This is a genomic window from Luteimonas viscosa, from assembly GCF_008244685.1.
GTDB lineage: Bacteria > Pseudomonadota > Gammaproteobacteria > Xanthomonadales > Xanthomonadaceae > Luteimonas > Luteimonas viscosa.
Genome location: NZ_VTFT01000001.1, coordinates 1,186,142 through 1,199,405, shown reverse-complemented (window position 1 = coordinate 1,199,405; position 13,264 = coordinate 1,186,142). Strand labels below are relative to the sequence as shown.

The 13,264-nt window shown below is 70.7% G+C and carries 15 protein-coding genes and 1 riboswitch; of the genes, 5 read left to right on the top strand and 10 right to left on the bottom strand.

The window, feature by feature from the left end; all coding sequences use genetic code 11:
- Positions 1-126 precede the first annotated feature (126 nt).
- Positions 127-714 carry a DUF4124 domain-containing protein gene (locus FZO89_RS05480; RefSeq protein WP_149102296.1) on the bottom strand — a complete coding sequence of 196 codons (588 nt, stop codon included), beginning with the start codon at positions 712-714 and terminating at the stop codon, positions 127-129.
- A 294-nt stretch (positions 715-1,008) separates the two neighbouring features.
- Here FZO89_RS05480 and FZO89_RS05475 point away from each other — a divergent pair, with 294 nt between their 5' ends.
- Entirely contained in the window at positions 1,009-2,124 is a 1,116-nt protein-coding gene (locus FZO89_RS05475) for a GGDEF domain-containing protein (RefSeq protein WP_149102295.1), read from the top strand.
- 25 nt (positions 2,125-2,149) lie between these two features.
- Here the strand turns inward: FZO89_RS05475 and metF are convergent, their stop codons facing one another.
- On the bottom strand, positions 2,150-2,974 hold the full coding sequence (gene metF, locus FZO89_RS05470; RefSeq protein WP_149102294.1) for a methylenetetrahydrofolate reductase [NAD(P)H]: 825 nt from the start codon (positions 2,972-2,974) through the stop codon (positions 2,150-2,152).
- A gap of 134 nt (positions 2,975-3,108) precedes the next feature.
- Between metF and FZO89_RS05465 the strand changes: the two genes are divergently transcribed.
- The gene (locus FZO89_RS05465; protein WP_149102293.1) at positions 3,109-3,666 is read left to right on the top strand and encodes a DUF3228 family protein; all 558 of its coding nucleotides are present in this window, start codon (positions 3,109-3,111) and stop codon (positions 3,664-3,666) included.
- Positions 3,667-3,753: 87 nt separating this feature from the next.
- Here the strand turns inward: FZO89_RS05465 and FZO89_RS05460 are convergent, their stop codons facing one another.
- The 5 genes from FZO89_RS05460 to bufA2 all read right to left on the bottom strand — a co-directional run bounded on the left by FZO89_RS05460 (position 3,754) and on the right by bufA2 (position 7,407).
- Positions 3,754-4,674 carry an alpha/beta hydrolase gene (locus tag FZO89_RS05460; protein ID WP_187471049.1) on the bottom strand — a complete coding sequence of 307 codons (921 nt, stop codon included), beginning with the start codon at positions 4,672-4,674 and terminating at the stop codon, positions 3,754-3,756.
- An 84-nt stretch (positions 4,675-4,758) separates the two neighbouring features.
- Positions 4,759-5,319 carry a sigma-70 family RNA polymerase sigma factor gene (locus FZO89_RS05455; RefSeq protein ID WP_222928094.1) on the bottom strand — a complete coding sequence of 187 codons (561 nt, stop codon included), beginning with the start codon at positions 5,317-5,319 and terminating at the stop codon, positions 4,759-4,761.
- A gap of 101 nt (positions 5,320-5,420) precedes the next feature.
- Positions 5,421-6,221 carry an HvfC/BufC N-terminal domain-containing protein gene (locus FZO89_RS05450; protein ID WP_149102291.1) on the bottom strand — a complete coding sequence of 267 codons (801 nt, stop codon included), beginning with the start codon at positions 6,219-6,221 and terminating at the stop codon, positions 5,421-5,423.
- Positions 6,218-7,018, bottom strand: coding sequence for an MNIO family bufferin maturase (gene bufB / locus FZO89_RS05445; protein WP_484496926.1), 801 nt, complete (start codon positions 7,016-7,018; stop codon positions 6,218-6,220). The genes FZO89_RS05450 and bufB overlap by 4 nt, the downstream gene beginning before the upstream one ends.
- A 101-nt stretch (positions 7,019-7,119) precedes the next feature.
- Positions 7,120-7,407, bottom strand: a complete 288-nt coding sequence (gene bufA2 / locus FZO89_RS05440) for a BufA2 family periplasmic bufferin-type metallophore (protein ID WP_149102289.1) — start codon at positions 7,405-7,407, stop codon at positions 7,120-7,122.
- Positions 7,408-7,596: 189 nt separating this feature from the next.
- Here bufA2 and FZO89_RS05435 point away from each other — a divergent pair, with 189 nt between their 5' ends.
- The 3 genes from FZO89_RS05435 to FZO89_RS05425 are packed head-to-tail and all read left to right on the top strand — an operon-like array spanning position 7,597 to position 9,029.
- Complete coding sequence (locus tag FZO89_RS05435) at positions 7,597-7,878, top strand: BufA1 family periplasmic bufferin-type metallophore (RefSeq protein ID WP_149102288.1); 282 nt, start codon at positions 7,597-7,599, stop codon at positions 7,876-7,878.
- Complete coding sequence (locus tag FZO89_RS05430; protein ID WP_222928093.1) at positions 7,875-8,378, top strand: DoxX family protein; 504 nt, start codon at positions 7,875-7,877, stop codon at positions 8,376-8,378. Before FZO89_RS05435 ends, FZO89_RS05430 begins: the two co-directional genes overlap by 4 nt.
- Before the next feature lie 12 nt (positions 8,379-8,390).
- Entirely contained in the window at positions 8,391-9,029 is a 639-nt protein-coding gene (locus FZO89_RS05425) for an NrsF family protein (RefSeq protein WP_149102287.1), read from the top strand.
- Positions 9,030-9,125: 96 nt separating this feature from the next.
- Here the strand turns inward: FZO89_RS05425 and ahcY are convergent, their stop codons facing one another.
- The 3 genes from ahcY to FZO89_RS05410 form a co-directional block, all read right to left on the bottom strand.
- On the bottom strand, positions 9,126-10,571 hold the full coding sequence (ahcY, locus tag FZO89_RS05420; RefSeq protein WP_149102286.1) for an adenosylhomocysteinase: 1,446 nt from the start codon (positions 10,569-10,571) through the stop codon (positions 9,126-9,128).
- Positions 10,572-10,607: 36 nt separating this feature from the next.
- A riboswitch (S-adenosyl-L-homocysteine riboswitch) is annotated at positions 10,608-10,695 on the bottom strand.
- 124 nt (positions 10,696-10,819) lie between these two features.
- Positions 10,820-11,806 (bottom strand): alpha-E domain-containing protein, encoded by a 987-nt coding sequence (locus tag FZO89_RS05415; protein WP_149102285.1) that lies wholly within the window; start codon positions 11,804-11,806, stop codon positions 10,820-10,822.
- Positions 11,806-13,218 carry a circularly permuted type 2 ATP-grasp protein gene (locus tag FZO89_RS05410; RefSeq protein ID WP_149102284.1) on the bottom strand — a complete coding sequence of 471 codons (1,413 nt, stop codon included), beginning with the start codon at positions 13,216-13,218 and terminating at the stop codon, positions 11,806-11,808. Before FZO89_RS05410 ends, FZO89_RS05415 begins: the two co-directional genes overlap by 1 nt.
- Between the last annotated feature and the right edge of the window lie 46 nt (positions 13,219-13,264).

Below are 13,264 nucleotides of genomic sequence, written 5' to 3'. Positions count from 1 at the left end.
CATGCGCCGCGGCCAGGGATCCTCTGAACGAGTGTCATTTCGAGCGCAGCGAGAAATCCATGCCGCTGATTGTTCGAGATTTCTCGCTGCGCTCGAAATGACAAACCGGACCTGTTCAGAGGTTTCCTAGAGGCTCACCCACCAGCACCCCAGGTGCCGGCGCAGGGAGAGCACGGTCTGCAACGGCGTGATGCGGTTGGCGACGGTCTGGTCCAGCACCAGGCCGGTCGGCACCTGCCTGGCACGCTGGTGGCGCGTGGCGGCCGCATGGACCGATTCGGGGAGCGCGGCGTCGGCGGCTGTCGACGCGCGACCAGCGGCCACGGATGGCGCCTGCATGCCGGCGACATCGGGGCGCGTGCGCCAGGTCAGGGGCGCGGGGGGCGGGGCGGCCGCGGGCCGCGGCGGGGGCGATGGCTGCAGCGGGGTAATGTGGAGCAGCGGCCGGTTCACGATGGCGTCCAGCCGGCCCATGATCGCGTAGGCGTTGCGCGCGGACGTGCCGGGCCAGTGATAGATGCCGGCCAGCCGGTTGACGTCGCGGCTGTCGATGGCGGCCGTCAGTTCGAACACCAGGTCCTGGAGCCGGCGGCTGCAGTCGCGGCGGATCAGCCGGCTTCCATCCCGGCCGGCGCCCGGTCGCGGCGCGCGCTCGGTGGCGCCGATTTCCTTGCACTCGCGATCGGTGTAGACGTGGCCGCCGTCTTCGGTCATGCAGCGCCGGATCTGGGCGTGCGCGGGTCCGCCGGCGAAGGCCGTCGCGGACAGCAGCAGGAGGGCGGCGCAGGCTCGACGCGGCAGGTGCATCGGGCCAGCGTATCGCCGGCTACGGCCCCCGGGAAGCCCGGACCGCACGATGTTCAGGCGCTCGTCGCGCGAACCGGGACCCACGTCGCCGCGGGTCGTTCATGTTCGCCCGTGTGCAGGGAGCGGCCGGAGGGTTAGGCTAGGCCGGGACCTTCGGGGGAGGGGCGATGGTCGCGCAGTGCGGCGCGACCATGCCATGACATGCGGCAGGACGACTTCAGCCGGAAGCGCGTGGCGCAGCGCGGGCGCAACCTGCTGCTGCAGGAGTTGCGCGAGACCTGCGAGCGTGCGCGCCTGGGCGGCTTCTTCTACCCGGTGGCGGCGCTGCTCGCGTTCGCCGCGGCCGGAATCATGCAATGGCGCTGGCAGGCCGCGATCGTGGTGGGCACGCTGCTCGTGCTGGCCGTCGCGCGCTGCCTGATCGGACCCTCGGGCGCGCCCGACGTGGTCGAGGCGCGCCGCAAGCTTCGCCTGCTGTGGGGCGTGGTGCTGGCGTCGACCACCGCCTGGGGGGCGTTCAGCGCATGGACGTTCGCCGCGCTGCCCGAGCCGGCGCCGCTGGTGGCGCTGCTGTTCTCCGGCGCGTTCGGCATGGCCCTGTCGCACACCATGTGCATGCGCACCACGCCGGCGGTGGTGGCGATCCTGGGGGTGATGGTGCCCAGCCAGGTGGTGCTGTGGGCCGGCGATTCGCGCTGGGTGGCGCTGATGTGGACGGTGTACATGCTGTACATGCTCATGGTGCTGCGGCGCAGCCATCGCGAGTACCGGGCGCGCGTGGAACTGGAAGAGGACCTGCGCCAGCAGCGCGACCTGTTCGAGCGGCAGAGCCAGGTCGACGGACTCACCGGCATCGCCAACCGGCGCGAGTTCGGCGCCGCGCTGGTGCGCGCGGTGGAATCGCTCGCGCCGGGGCGCGCGATCTCGCTGCTGATCATCGACGTCGACCATTTCAAGCGTCTCAACGACAGCCTGGGCCACCGCGCCGGCGATGCCTGCCTGGTCGCGCTGGCGCAGCGGCTGCGGGAGCATTTCGCCGAACCGGGGGACGTGCCGGTTCGGCTCGGCGGCGAAGAGTTCGGCGTGGTGATCGAGGCGCTGGCGGACGATGCGTTCCTGCGCGCGGAGCGCTTCCGCGGCGCGCTCGCGGCGCAGCCGATGCAGGTCCTCGGCCAGCCGGTCACGGTGACCGTCAGCATCGGCTGCGGGCAGTTCGACCCGGCCCGGCACGAGGACGCCGACGCGTTCTACGGCGATGTCGATTCGGCGCTGTACCGGGCCAAGCAGGCCGGGCGCAACCGCACCGAACACGCGTGACCGCGCACCGCGTGTGCCGCCGCGTTCAGGCCATGCGCGCCAGCACGGCCTGGGTCGGCCTGGCGAGGTTGAGCGTGTAGAAGTGCAGCGCCGGCGCGCCGCCGGCCAGCAGTTGCCGGCACAGGCGCGCGACGACGTCGGCGCCGAACTCGCGGATGCTGTCGGCGTCGTCGCCGAAAGCCTGCATCTTCTTCGAGATCCAGCGCGGGATCTCGGCGCCGCACTGTTCCGAGAACCGCCGCAGTTGCGAATAGTTCGAGATCGGCATGATCCCCGGCACGATCGGCGCCTCGACGCCCAGCGCGCGCACCGCGTCGACGAAATGGAAATAGGCGTCGGCGTTGTAGAAGTACTGGGTGATCGCGGCATCGGCACCGGCGTCGATCTTGGCCTTGAAGTGGCGCAGGTCGGCCAGCGCGTCCTCGGCCTGCGGGTGCATTTCCGGGTAGGCGCCGACCTCGATGTGGAAGTGGTCGCCGTGGCGTTCGCGGATGAAGGCGATCAGGTCCGAGGCGTAGCGCAGGTCGCCGGGATGGCCCATGCCCGAGGGCAGGTCGCCGCGCAGGGCGACGATGCGGCGGCAGCCGAGTTCGCGGTAGCGTGCAAGCAGTTCGGCGATCTCGTCGCGGGTGCCGCCGACGCAGGACAGGTGCGGCGCGGCATCGAGCCCGTGCGCCTGCAGCAGGTGCTGCACGGTGTCGGCGGTGTAGCTCAGGGTCGAGCCGCCGGCGCCGAACGTGCACGACACGTACTCGGGCGCGTGCTCCTTGAGCCTGGCCACCGTGCGATCGAGCTGCGCGCGCTGTTCGTCGGTCTTGGGCGGATAGAACTCGAAACTGATCGGTGTCATCGCGGCGGCCGGGCGGGAACGGCGGGATTATATCTCTATATCGCGATGGATGTTAAGACTTTCTCCGGCGGCGGGGCGCGCCGGTTGGCCGCCGGCCCGTTTAACCTGTCCGACCCTGTCCCCATCCGCGCGCAATGTCCATCGTCCTGACCCCGTTCGCCCGCGCCCGCCTGTTCCCGCGCGCGGCGCGCGGCAACACCATCCGAGACTGCACGCCGGAAGCGTTCGAGCGCCGCATCGACAGGGAAGCGCCGCTGGCGGTGCTCGAGGGCTACGCGCCGTTCTGCCGCCTGCACGTGCACCGCAACTGGACCTCCACGCGCTGCCTGACGGTGCCGGTCACCAACGACAACCGCCACCTGCTGCGCTCCGCGTACGAGGCGCGCACCAGGGACGAACTGCCGGTGCTGGTGCGCTGGTTCGAGGGGGTGGAACCGCCGGTCGCGGCATACCTGGTCGTGATCCTCTACAGCGCCGCGCAGCTGGAGAAGGAAGGCGCGCCGATCGACGGCGACTGGGGCATCGTCGGCTGTCTCTACACGATGACGCCCGAGGAGATCCCGATGGCGCCGGTCACCATGATGCGCAACGCGCTGGGCGTCGGGGAGGGCGGCTCCGGCGTGCCGCTGGACCGGAACGCGTACCGTCGCAGCGTCGCGTTCTGGGAACGCAACGCGAACTGGCGGCCGTAGGCCGGGCGGGCACCGCGGCCAAGACGGTGGATGCTCGTCGCATGAAGTTGGAGTCGCGTCCGGAATGACGCGCTGCCTCGCGGCGCGTCACTTTGAAGGCATGCGTGCCCGCGCCGCCGCGACTTCCTCGCTGAACAGCCACAGCATCGCGCGGCGGTACGCCTCGCCGATGCTGGCGGCGTGGGTGCCTTGCTCCAGGACCTCGTGGTGCAGCGCCCACGGCCGGTCGTCGCGCGCCTGCCACGCCTCCATCCACGCGCGCGCATCGTCCATGCGGAAGGCCTGGTCGCGAGCGCCGCTGGCGATCACCACGGCGAGGTCTTCGCGCGCATTCGGGCCCGGATCGGCGAACAGGTCCGCGCGGGTGCGCGAGAACGCGGGGTTGCTTGCGATCCGCCCGCGGAACAGCTCCGGCCGGCGCAGGGCCGACCAGAGCACGAAGTAGCCGCCTCGCGACTGCCCCACCAGCACGCGTTGCGCCGGGTCGATGCGGTGGCGGCGTTCGGTCCCGGGCAGGAGTTCGCGCTCGAGGAACTCGAGGAACGCGGGCGCGCCGCCTTCGCCCTCGGGCGTGTCCGGACCCGGCGCGCTGAAATCGACATGGCGCAGGTTCACCGCCGGATCGAAGCCTCCGTAGGCGAGCCCGACGATGATCGCTTCGGGCAGTTGCTCGTCGTAGTGCAGGAACAGGTGGGTGGGCGCCAGCAGCGGGAACAGGCTGTCGCCGTCGAGCAGGTAGACCACTGGCCAGCGCCGGTCGGGATCGGCGTCGTAGCCCTCGGGGAGGCGTACGTAGACGTGGTAGTCGCGACCGGTGGCCTGCGAGTGGAGTGCGAAGTAATCGCCGCGCAGGGCCGGAAGATACTCCAGCGGCACCCGGGCTTCCTGCGCAGGGCGCGCTGGTGTTTCGGCGCGTACCGTCGCGCCGCCCATGGACAGGGACGCGCACAGGCAGCAGGCGACGGCGAGTGCGTTGGCGAAGGGACGGTTGCGACGAAGCGCGGCCATGCGTGGCCTCCAGCGGGCCGGACGTGCACGCGTGCATGTTGGCATGCATCCCGGCCTCGACACAGGCCCGGCGCATGCGGCGATTCAGGCCTCGGGCGCTGCTTCGCGCACATGCCGCGACAGGCGCGCCAGGCCGCGATGGATGTTCACCTTGACCAGGGATTCGGATTGCCCGGTGGTGCGGCTGGCTTCGGCGACGCTGAACCCCTGCAGCTTGACCAGGCGGATGACGCGGGCCTGCGCCGGCTTCAGCCGGGCGAGCAGTGCGTCGAGTTCCGCCGCGGCCTGCACGGGTGCGTCGCGCGGGGCATCGGCGAGGTCGTCGGCCAGTGGGTCCTCGTGGCGCGGCATGGCGCGCAGCCAGTCGATCCACTTGTAGCGCGCGATCGCCGCCACCCACGGCAGGAGGGGCAGGCCGGGCCGGTAGGTGTGGCGCTTCTCGTGCACCGCGATCAGCGCCTCCTGGACCGCGTCGTCGACCGCCGACGCGGGCAACCGGGAACGGAAGTAGCCCCGCAGCCAGCCGCCCAGCCCGTGCAGCAGGGTGGCGTACGCGGCCTGGTCGCCATCCAGCGCGGCGCGCATGAGCGCCTCCCGGTCGTCGAGGCGGCCGGGGCCGGCGGCATGCGTCGAAGCGTCCGTCAACCTCGTCCTCCCTGCAGGGAGCTCCATTCTGCGGCAGGACACCGGCTGCCGGGCGGGGACGGTCCGCGATCCCTCGCCCGACGCGCGCGAATGCACGGCACTCATGCGCGCCCGCGGTCGTCCGCGGTCTGCGGCGCGGACACCGCCGCCAGCAGGCCGGATTGCAGCCACCAGGCCAGCATCCTGCCCGCCTCGCGCGCGGCATCCTCGGGGGCAGTAGCGTGCGCGAACAGCCATTCGCACAGTGCGCCATACGAGGTGCCGGCCGCGATCCGGCGCAATGCCTCGCCTTCCTCGCGCGTGGCCAGACAGCACACCGGTTGCCAGCCGTCGCGCCAGACGATCGCGGACGCGGGGCGTGCGAGCGGCGGCGCGGGCGCGGCGCCATTGTCGGCCAGTGCGCGCCACAGCGCGACGCAATCGCTGCCCACGTCGAGCACGGTCAGTCCCGCGCAGGTTCGCAAATGCATTCCGGCCCAGTCGTCGCCCGTGAAACCGCGCGTGGCCGCCTGCCACGTGGCCAGGTCCAGGCAGGTGCTGTCGGCGGCAGTGAACGCCGTGTGCATTGCCCATTCGAGCGCGGCGAGGTCCCGCACCTCCGGGTCGCGCGGGAACAGCGCGGCGGCGGTTGCGGGGAAACCGTCGCCGATCGCGTCGAGCGTCCAGCCGGTGGGCGGATGCAGCACCAGGTGGTGCGCGGCGGCCGCGGCGAACGCCGCCTCCCCCACCCAGCGCCGCGTGCGCTCGAACGTGGACTGCATCGCCTCCATCAGGGCATGGCGATGGTTGTCGCGGTAGACCGCCAGTCCGCGCGCCATGCGCGCGTCCCACTGCGCCGGCCAGTCCGCCTGTTCATCGAGAATGCCGGCGAGGAACCGGGCCTGGACCTGGGCGAGGTTCATGCCGCCCGCGCGCCACGGCAGGCACGCGCCGCGATCGCGCGCGCATGGCCGAGTTCGGCCTCCAGCACCTCCAGCGGCGGGATGTCGCCGTCGCGCTCGATCATCGTCGCCACCGGCCCGCAGCGCGCCACGGCATGCGCATAGAGCCCCCACACCTCGTCGCAGACCGCACGGTCGTGGGTGTCGACCAGCAGCTCCCCGGGACTGTGCCCGGCGAGGTGGATCTGCCGCACCTGCTGCAGCGGCAGGCCGTCGAGATAGACGCGCGCGTCCCATCCGTGGTTGCGCGCGCTGACGTACACGTTGTTGACGTCGAGCAGCAGCTGGCAGCCCGTGCGCGCGACCATCGCGGCGATGAACTCCCATTCGGCCAGGGTGTCGTGCGGGAAGCGGCAATAGCTGGATGGATTTTCGAACAGCATCGGGCGTGCCAGCGCATCCTGTGCGCGGTGGATGTTGGCGCAGACCGCGGCGAGGCTGTCCTCGGTGTAGGGCAGCGGCAGCAGGTCGTGGCTGTTGTGGGCGTGGGTGCGGGTCCAGCACAGGTGGTCGGACACCCACAGCGGTTCGATCCGGTCGGCGAGCCGTCGCAGGCGGGCCAGGTAGGCGTCGTCGACGCCGTGCGCCGAGCCGATCGACAGCGAGACGCCGTGCAGCACCACCGGATAGTGCGCGCGCACGCGTCGCAACGTGTCAAGCGGGCGGCCGCCCTCGACCATGAAGTTCTCGGAGATCACCTCCGCGAAATCCACGTTCGCATCGCCCGCCAGGAATGCCGGGTAGTGCTCGCGGCGCATGCCCAGGCCGTAGCCCGCGAACGTGGCGACCGCCGGCCGGGCCGACGCCTGCGTCGATGGCCCCGCCCGCCCGGCGGGAAGGCGGGGCCCGTGCCGCTCGGTCACCCGAGGTCGCCGATGGTGCCGCCCTTGGACAGGCATTCGCCGGCCTTGAGCGCCTTGAAGCCGTGGCCCTTGCACGCGTTCTGGCCCTTGCATGCGTGCTCGGCGGTGGAGCAGTCGGACTGGCCCTTGCACGAGTGGATGCCGTAGCAGTGCACGGTGTCGTCGCTGTCGAGCGCGCGGCCCTTGCTGCCGGTGGGGGCATCGGCGGCGATGGCCGCACCGGTGAGGACGAGGGCGGCCGCGGCGGCGGCGATCGCGGACATGCGCGAGGCGGAAGTGTTCATCAGGTCTCCTGGTTCGGTTGGGAAAGGCGCCGCCGGAATCGGTCGACACCAGGGGTTCGGTGCACGGGGGCGTCGGGTTACACGCGGAAAAAAATTTCCGGGTGTAACCGCGGGGCGCCCTGCCACGAACCTGTGGGTACGCGCCGCGCATCGTGCGTGGTCGCACCACCCGACAAGAGGAATCCACCGATGCAGACCCCCACCCGAATTTCCGGCCTGGTCCTGGCCGCAGGCGTCGCCCTTGCGCTGGCCGGCACCGCGGCCGCGCAGGAAGCCAGGCCCCAGAAGGAGAAGTGCTACGGCGTGGCCAAGGCCGGGCAGAACGACTGCGCGGCGGGGCCCGGCACGAGTTGCGCCGGCACGTCCACCCGCGACTACCAGGGCGACGCCTGGAAGCTGGTGGACGCGGGCACCTGCGAGAAGATCCGCACGCCCAAGGGGGCGGGCTCGCTCGAGCCTGTGCAGCGTTGAGCGCGCGCACCGCACTCGCCGCCGGCATGCGCGCGTGGGAGCGGGTCCGCGCCGCGCTGGCGGGCCCGGCGGGCGAAGGCCTCGGCCTGCTGGCTGCCCGCATCGGACTGGCGGTGGTGTTCTGGCGATCCGGCCGCACCAAGGTGGTGGAGGGTAGCTGGCTGCAGGTCAGCGACTCGACCCGCTTCCTGTTCGCCGAAGAGTACGCGGGCGTGCCCCTGCCCCCGGACCTCGCGGCCACGCTGGCGACCTGGGGCGAATTCGCGCTGCCGCTGCTGCTGCTCGCCGGCCTCGCCACGCCGGTGGCGGCCGCGGGCATCCTGGCCATGACCCTGGTGATCCAGGTCTTCGTCTATCCTGCGGCGTGGCCGACGCACCTGCTGTGGTCGGCGCTGGCGCTGCTGCTGCTCTCGCGCGGCGGCGGGATGTTCTCGCTCGATGCGATGTTGCGATCGCTCACCGACCGGCAGCGGACGCGACAGGGCATCGCGCGGACCTGAGGGATTGACGCCATGGATCATGAGAATCCGCTGATCGCAAGGCTCGCCGCCGGATTGCAACCGGTGCGGCCGCAACAGTCGCGCACCGGCTGGATGTCGGTGGCGCTGGCCGTGCTCGCGACCGGCGTCCTCGTGCACCTGCTGTTCGGACTGCAGCCGGTCACGATCCTGCGTTCGGCCGGCAGGTGGTTCGTGCTCGGCGAACTGCTGCTGGCCGGGCTCGGGCTCGCGGCGGCGTTCGCCACGATCCGCATGGCCTGGCCCGAACGTGCCGGCCGGCCGGGAGCGTTCTGGGTGGTCTGCCTGGCGTCGCTCGCACCCTTGTCCGCGCTCGCGTTGCTGGCGATCCCGGGCGCGCATCCTTCCGCGGCTGCCGGCGTGGACGGGCACTGGCAGTGCGCCGCAATGGGCACCGCCAGCGCCGCGCTGGTGGCGGGGGTGCTGGTGCGCTGGTTGCGGCACGGCGCGCCGGCGTGCCCGAAGCGCGCCGGGCTGTACGCGGGCATCGCCAGCGGCGCGCTGGGCAGCGCGGTCTACGGCCTGTCCTGTCCGCTGGGCGACTTCCAGCACTGGGCGCTGTGGCACTTCGTGCCGGTGCTGGCGTGCGCGCTGCTCGGCCGGTGGCTGTTGCCGCGATGGCTGCGGTGGTGAGCCTGTGCCGCCGCGTCGGGCTGTCGCGGCGCATCTCCCATGACGCGAACGGGCGCCAATGGCGCCCGTTCGTTTGCATGCAGATGGAGTGACCGGTCAGTAGCGGTAGTGCTCCGGCTTGTACGGGCCTTCCACCGCCACGCCGAGGTAGTCGGCCTGGTCCTTCGTGAGCTTCGTCAGCTTCACGCCGATCTTCTCCAGGTGCAGGCGCGCGACTTCCTCGTCGAGCTTCTTCGGCAGGATGTACACCTTCGACTCGTAGCCGTCCCTGTTCCCCCACAGGTCGATCTGCGCGAGCGTCTGGTTGGAGAACGAGTTCGACATCACGAAACTCGGGTGGCCGGTGGCGCAGCCCAGGTTCACCAGGCGGCCTTCGGCCAGCAGGAAGATGCTGTTGCCGTTGGAGAAGGTGAACTTGTCGACCTGCGGCTTGATGTTGGTCTTCACCGCGCCCGAAGCGTAGAGCGCGTCGACCTGGATCTCGTTGTCGAAGTGGCCGATGTTGCAGACGATCGCCTGGTCCTTCATCGCCTGCATGTGCTGCAGGGTGATGATGTCCTTGTTGCCGGTGGTGGTGACGTAGATGTCGCCGCGGCCGAGGGTGTCCTCGAGCGTGGTGACCTCATAACCTTCCATCGCCGCCTGCAGCGCGCAGATCGGGTCGATCTCGGTCACGATCACGCGGGCGCCATAGGCGCGCAGCGAAGCGGCAGAACCCTTGCCGACGTCGCCGTAGCCGCAGACCACCGCGACCTTGCCGGCCAGCATCACGTCCAGCGCGCGCTTGAGGCCGTCGGCCAGCGACTCGCGGCAGCCGTAGAGGTTGTCGAACTTCGACTTGGTGACCGAGTCGTTGACGTTGATCGCCGGCACCAGCAGCTTGCCCTGCTCGGCCAGCTGGTAGAGGCGGTGCACGCCGGTGGTGGTCTCCTCGGAGACGCCCTTCCAGTCGGCGACGACCTTCGTCCAGTAGCCCGGACGCTCCTTGGCCACGCGCTTGAGCAGGTTCTTGATCACCTGCTCCTCGTGGCTGCCGGACGCGGAGTTCACCCAGCTCTCGTCGCCCTGTTCGAGCTCGTAGCCCTTGTGGATCAGCAGGGTCACGTCGCCGCCGTCGTCGACGACCAGCTGCGGCCCGAGGAAGCCGCCACGGCCGTCGGGGAAGGACAGCGCGTCGAGCGTGCAGTCCCAGTACTCCTCCAGCGTCTCGCCCTTCCAGGCGAACACCGGGGTCCCGGTGGCGGCGATCGCCGCGGCGGCGTGGTCCTGGGTGCTGAAGATGTTGCACGAGGCCCAGCGCACGTCGGCGCCGATGTCCTTGAGCGTCTCGATCAGCACCGCGGTCTGGATGGTCATGTGCAGCGAGCCGGTCACGCGCACGCCCTTGAGCGGCAGCGCGGTGGCGTGCTTGCGGCGGATCGACATCAGCCCGGGCATCTCGTGCTCGGCGATGTCGATTTCCTTGCGGCCCCAGTCGGCCAGCGAGATGTCGGCGACCTTGTAGTCGCCTTCCTGGGAGAAGGTTTTCACCTGTGCGTTCATGGTGGAGCTCCGTCGTCGGGGATCCTGTGGGATCCGGGGTGACGGGCGCCGTTGTCGCGTTGAACTGTACCGAGCCTGGCCGTCGCGGACATTCCCGCGCGCGGTCGCAGCGCCCCTCGGCAAGCCGGGGGATTATATCGCCTCCCGGGTCCGTCGGCCTGAATCCCCGCGGCCTGCGGGGCGATGCGGGTCCGGCCGCGCCAGCCCGGCATCGGGCGGGGTGGCGGCGGTGGGATGCGGTTCCGCTGTCAGCCCTGTGCCTGCGACTGCCCGTGGCCGGCGTCGAGCGAAACCATGAACTGGGCGTGGATCGCCTCGCCCAGTTCGGCCAGGCGCGACAGGGTGGCCTGCAGGTGCGGCTCCAGCCCATGCGCGATGATGTCGTCGATGCGCGCGTAGCGGGTCTGCGCCGACAGCGCGCCGGCCAGGCGCACGACCTCCTGCGACTCGCCGCCGGTCATCGCGCGCAGCACCTCGTGCAGGGTGTTGAGGCAGGTCTGCAGCGAGCGCGGGTTGACGTCGCGCAGCAGCATCAGGTCGGTCACGCTGCGCGGGGTCACCGATTCGCGGTACAGCCGGCGATAGGTCTCGAACGCCGACTGCGACTGCAGCAGCGCGCTCCACTGGAAGTACTCGGCCGCGTCGCGGGCCTCGCCGGATTCGTCGATCTCGCCGTCGCTGCCGACCACGTCGAGCAGCCGGATCGCCCAGTCCGAGCGTTCGACGAACGCGCCCAGCTGCAGGAACTGGTAGGCCTCGCCGCGGCCGAGCGTACCGATCGTGACGCCGCGGAAGGAAGCCGAGCGGGACTTGACCCACTCGACGATGCTGCTGATGCCGTCGCTGCGCACGCCCGCCCAGGTGCGGCTGCGGATCTCCAGCCACGAGGCGTTGAGGTCCTCGTACATCTCGGCCGTGATCGCGCCGCGCTGGGCGCGCGCGTTCTCGCGGGCGGCGCGCAGGCAGTTCTGGATGGACGAGGGATTCTCGGGCGACAGCAGAAAGTGGCGCAGCACGCCCTCGGGCTCGATCGTGCCGTAGGTGGCGGTGTAATGGCCGCCGGTACCGAGCGCATCGAGTGCGCGCCGCCACGGCGCCGCCTCCGACTTGCCGCGGTCGTAGCGCTCGGGAAGCATGGCGATGCGCAGGGCGAGGTCGACCAGGCGCGCGGTGTTCTCCGCGCGCTCCATGTGGCGCGAGACCCAGTACAGGTCGCTGGCGGTCCGGCACAGCATCAGCTTTCCAGCACCCAGGTGTCCTTGGTGCCGCCGCCCTGCGACGAGTTCACCACCAGCGAACCCTCCCGCAGCGCGACGCGGGTGAGGCCTCCCGGGACCACGTGGATGCGCTTGCCGCTGAGGATGTACGGGCGCAGGTCGATGTGGCGCGGCGCCAGCCCGCTCTCGACGAAGGTCGGGCAGGTGGACAGCGAGAGCGTCGGCTGGGCGATGTAGTTCTCCGGATCGGCGAGGATGCGCTGGCGGAAATCCTCGATCTCCTTTCTCGTCGCGGCCGGCCCGACCAGCATGCCGTAGCCGCCGGCGCCGTGCACTTCCTTGACCACCAGTTCGGGCAGGCGCTCGAGCGTGTAGCGCAGGTCCTCGGGCTTGCGCAGCACCCAGGTGGGCACGTTGAGCAGGATCGGCTCCTCGGACAGATAGAAACGGATCATCTCCGGCACGTAGGGATACACCGACTTGTCGTCGCCGACGCCGCTCCCCGGGGCGTTGGCCAGCGTGACCCGGCCGGCCTTGTAGGCGCCGAAGATGCCGGGTACGCCGAGCATCGAGTCGGCGCGGAACACGGTCGGGTCGAGATAGTCGTCGTTGATCCGGCGATAGATCACGTGCACCCGCTGCGGTCCGCGCGTGGTGCGCATGTAGACCATGTCGTCGCGCACGAACAGGTCCTGGCCCTCGACCAGTTCCACGCCCATCTGCTGGGCGAGGAAAGCGTGCTCGAAGTACGCGGAATTGGCCGCACCCGGGGTGAGCACGGCGACCGTCGGGCCGTCGATGCCGTCGGGCGCCGCCTCGCGCAGGATTTCCAGCAGTGCGTCGGGATAGCGCTCCACCGGCGCGATCTGCTGGCGGGCGAACAGCTCCGGCACCAGCCGCGCCATCATGCGCCGGTTCTCGAGCATGTAGGACACGCCCGAGGGCACGCGCAGGTTGTCCTCCAGCACGTAGTACAGGCCGTCGCCTGCGCGCACCAGGTCGATGCCGGAGACGTGGGAATAGACCCCGCCCGGAACCTGCACGCCGATCATCTGCGACAGGTACTCGCTGTTGTCGAGGACGAGCTCGGCCGGGATCAGTTTCTCGCGCAGGATGCGGCGCTCGCCGTAGACGTCGGCGAGGAACAGGTTGAGCGCGAGCACGCGCTGGCGCAGCCCGGCCTCGAGCATCCGCCACTCGCCGGCGGGCAGGATCCGCGGGGCGAGGTCGAACGGGATCAGGCGTTCTGTCCCGGCTTCCTCTCCGTAGACGGAGAAGGTGATGCCGACGCGGTGGAACGAGACTTCCGCCTCGCGCCGCTTGCGCTCGATCTCGCTTTCCGGGGTGTCGCGGAGCCAGTCGTCGAACGCAGCGTAGTGCGCACGGACGTTGCCCTGCGCATCGTGCATCTCGTCATAGCCTTGCGACATCGGCGATCCGGGTCCGGGCAGTGTGGGGTGCGGACTAGACATAGCA

Bases quoted from the DNA above. Each gene is read 5' to 3' on its own strand.
- bufA2 (WP_149102289.1), bottom strand. From the start codon at position 7,407: ATGAACACTTCCGCCTCGCGCATGTCCGCGATCGCCGCCGCCGCGGCC.
- FZO89_RS05410 (WP_149102284.1), bottom strand. From the start codon at position 13,218: ATGTCGCAAGGCTATGACGAGATGCACGATGCGCAGGGCAACGTCCGT.
- metF (WP_149102294.1), bottom strand. From the start codon at position 2,974: ATGACACCGATCAGTTTCGAGTTCTATCCGCCCAAGACCGACGAACAG.
- bufB (WP_484496926.1), bottom strand. From the start codon at position 7,018: ATGCGCCGCGAGCACTACCCGGCATTCCTGGCGGGCGATGCGAACGTG.
- ahcY (WP_149102286.1), bottom strand. From the start codon at position 10,571: ATGAACGCACAGGTGAAAACCTTCTCCCAGGAAGGCGACTACAAGGTC.
- FZO89_RS05425 (WP_149102287.1), top strand. From the start codon at position 8,391: ATGGATCATGAGAATCCGCTGATCGCAAGGCTCGCCGCCGGATTGCAA.
- FZO89_RS05460 (WP_187471049.1), bottom strand. From the start codon at position 4,674: ATGGCCGCGCTTCGTCGCAACCGTCCCTTCGCCAACGCACTCGCCGTC.
- FZO89_RS05480 (WP_149102296.1), bottom strand. From the start codon at position 714: ATGACCGAAGACGGCGGCCACGTCTACACCGATCGCGAGTGCAAGGAA.
- FZO89_RS05415 (WP_149102285.1), bottom strand. From the start codon at position 11,806: ATGCTGTGCCGGACCGCCAGCGACCTGTACTGGGTCTCGCGCCACATG.
- FZO89_RS05435 (WP_149102288.1), top strand. From the start codon at position 7,597: ATGCAGACCCCCACCCGAATTTCCGGCCTGGTCCTGGCCGCAGGCGTC.
- FZO89_RS05475 (WP_149102295.1), top strand. From the start codon at position 1,009: ATGCGGCAGGACGACTTCAGCCGGAAGCGCGTGGCGCAGCGCGGGCGC.
- FZO89_RS05450 (WP_149102291.1), bottom strand. From the start codon at position 6,221: ATGAACCTCGCCCAGGTCCAGGCCCGGTTCCTCGCCGGCATTCTCGAT.
- FZO89_RS05465 (WP_149102293.1), top strand. From the start codon at position 3,109: ATGTCCATCGTCCTGACCCCGTTCGCCCGCGCCCGCCTGTTCCCGCGC.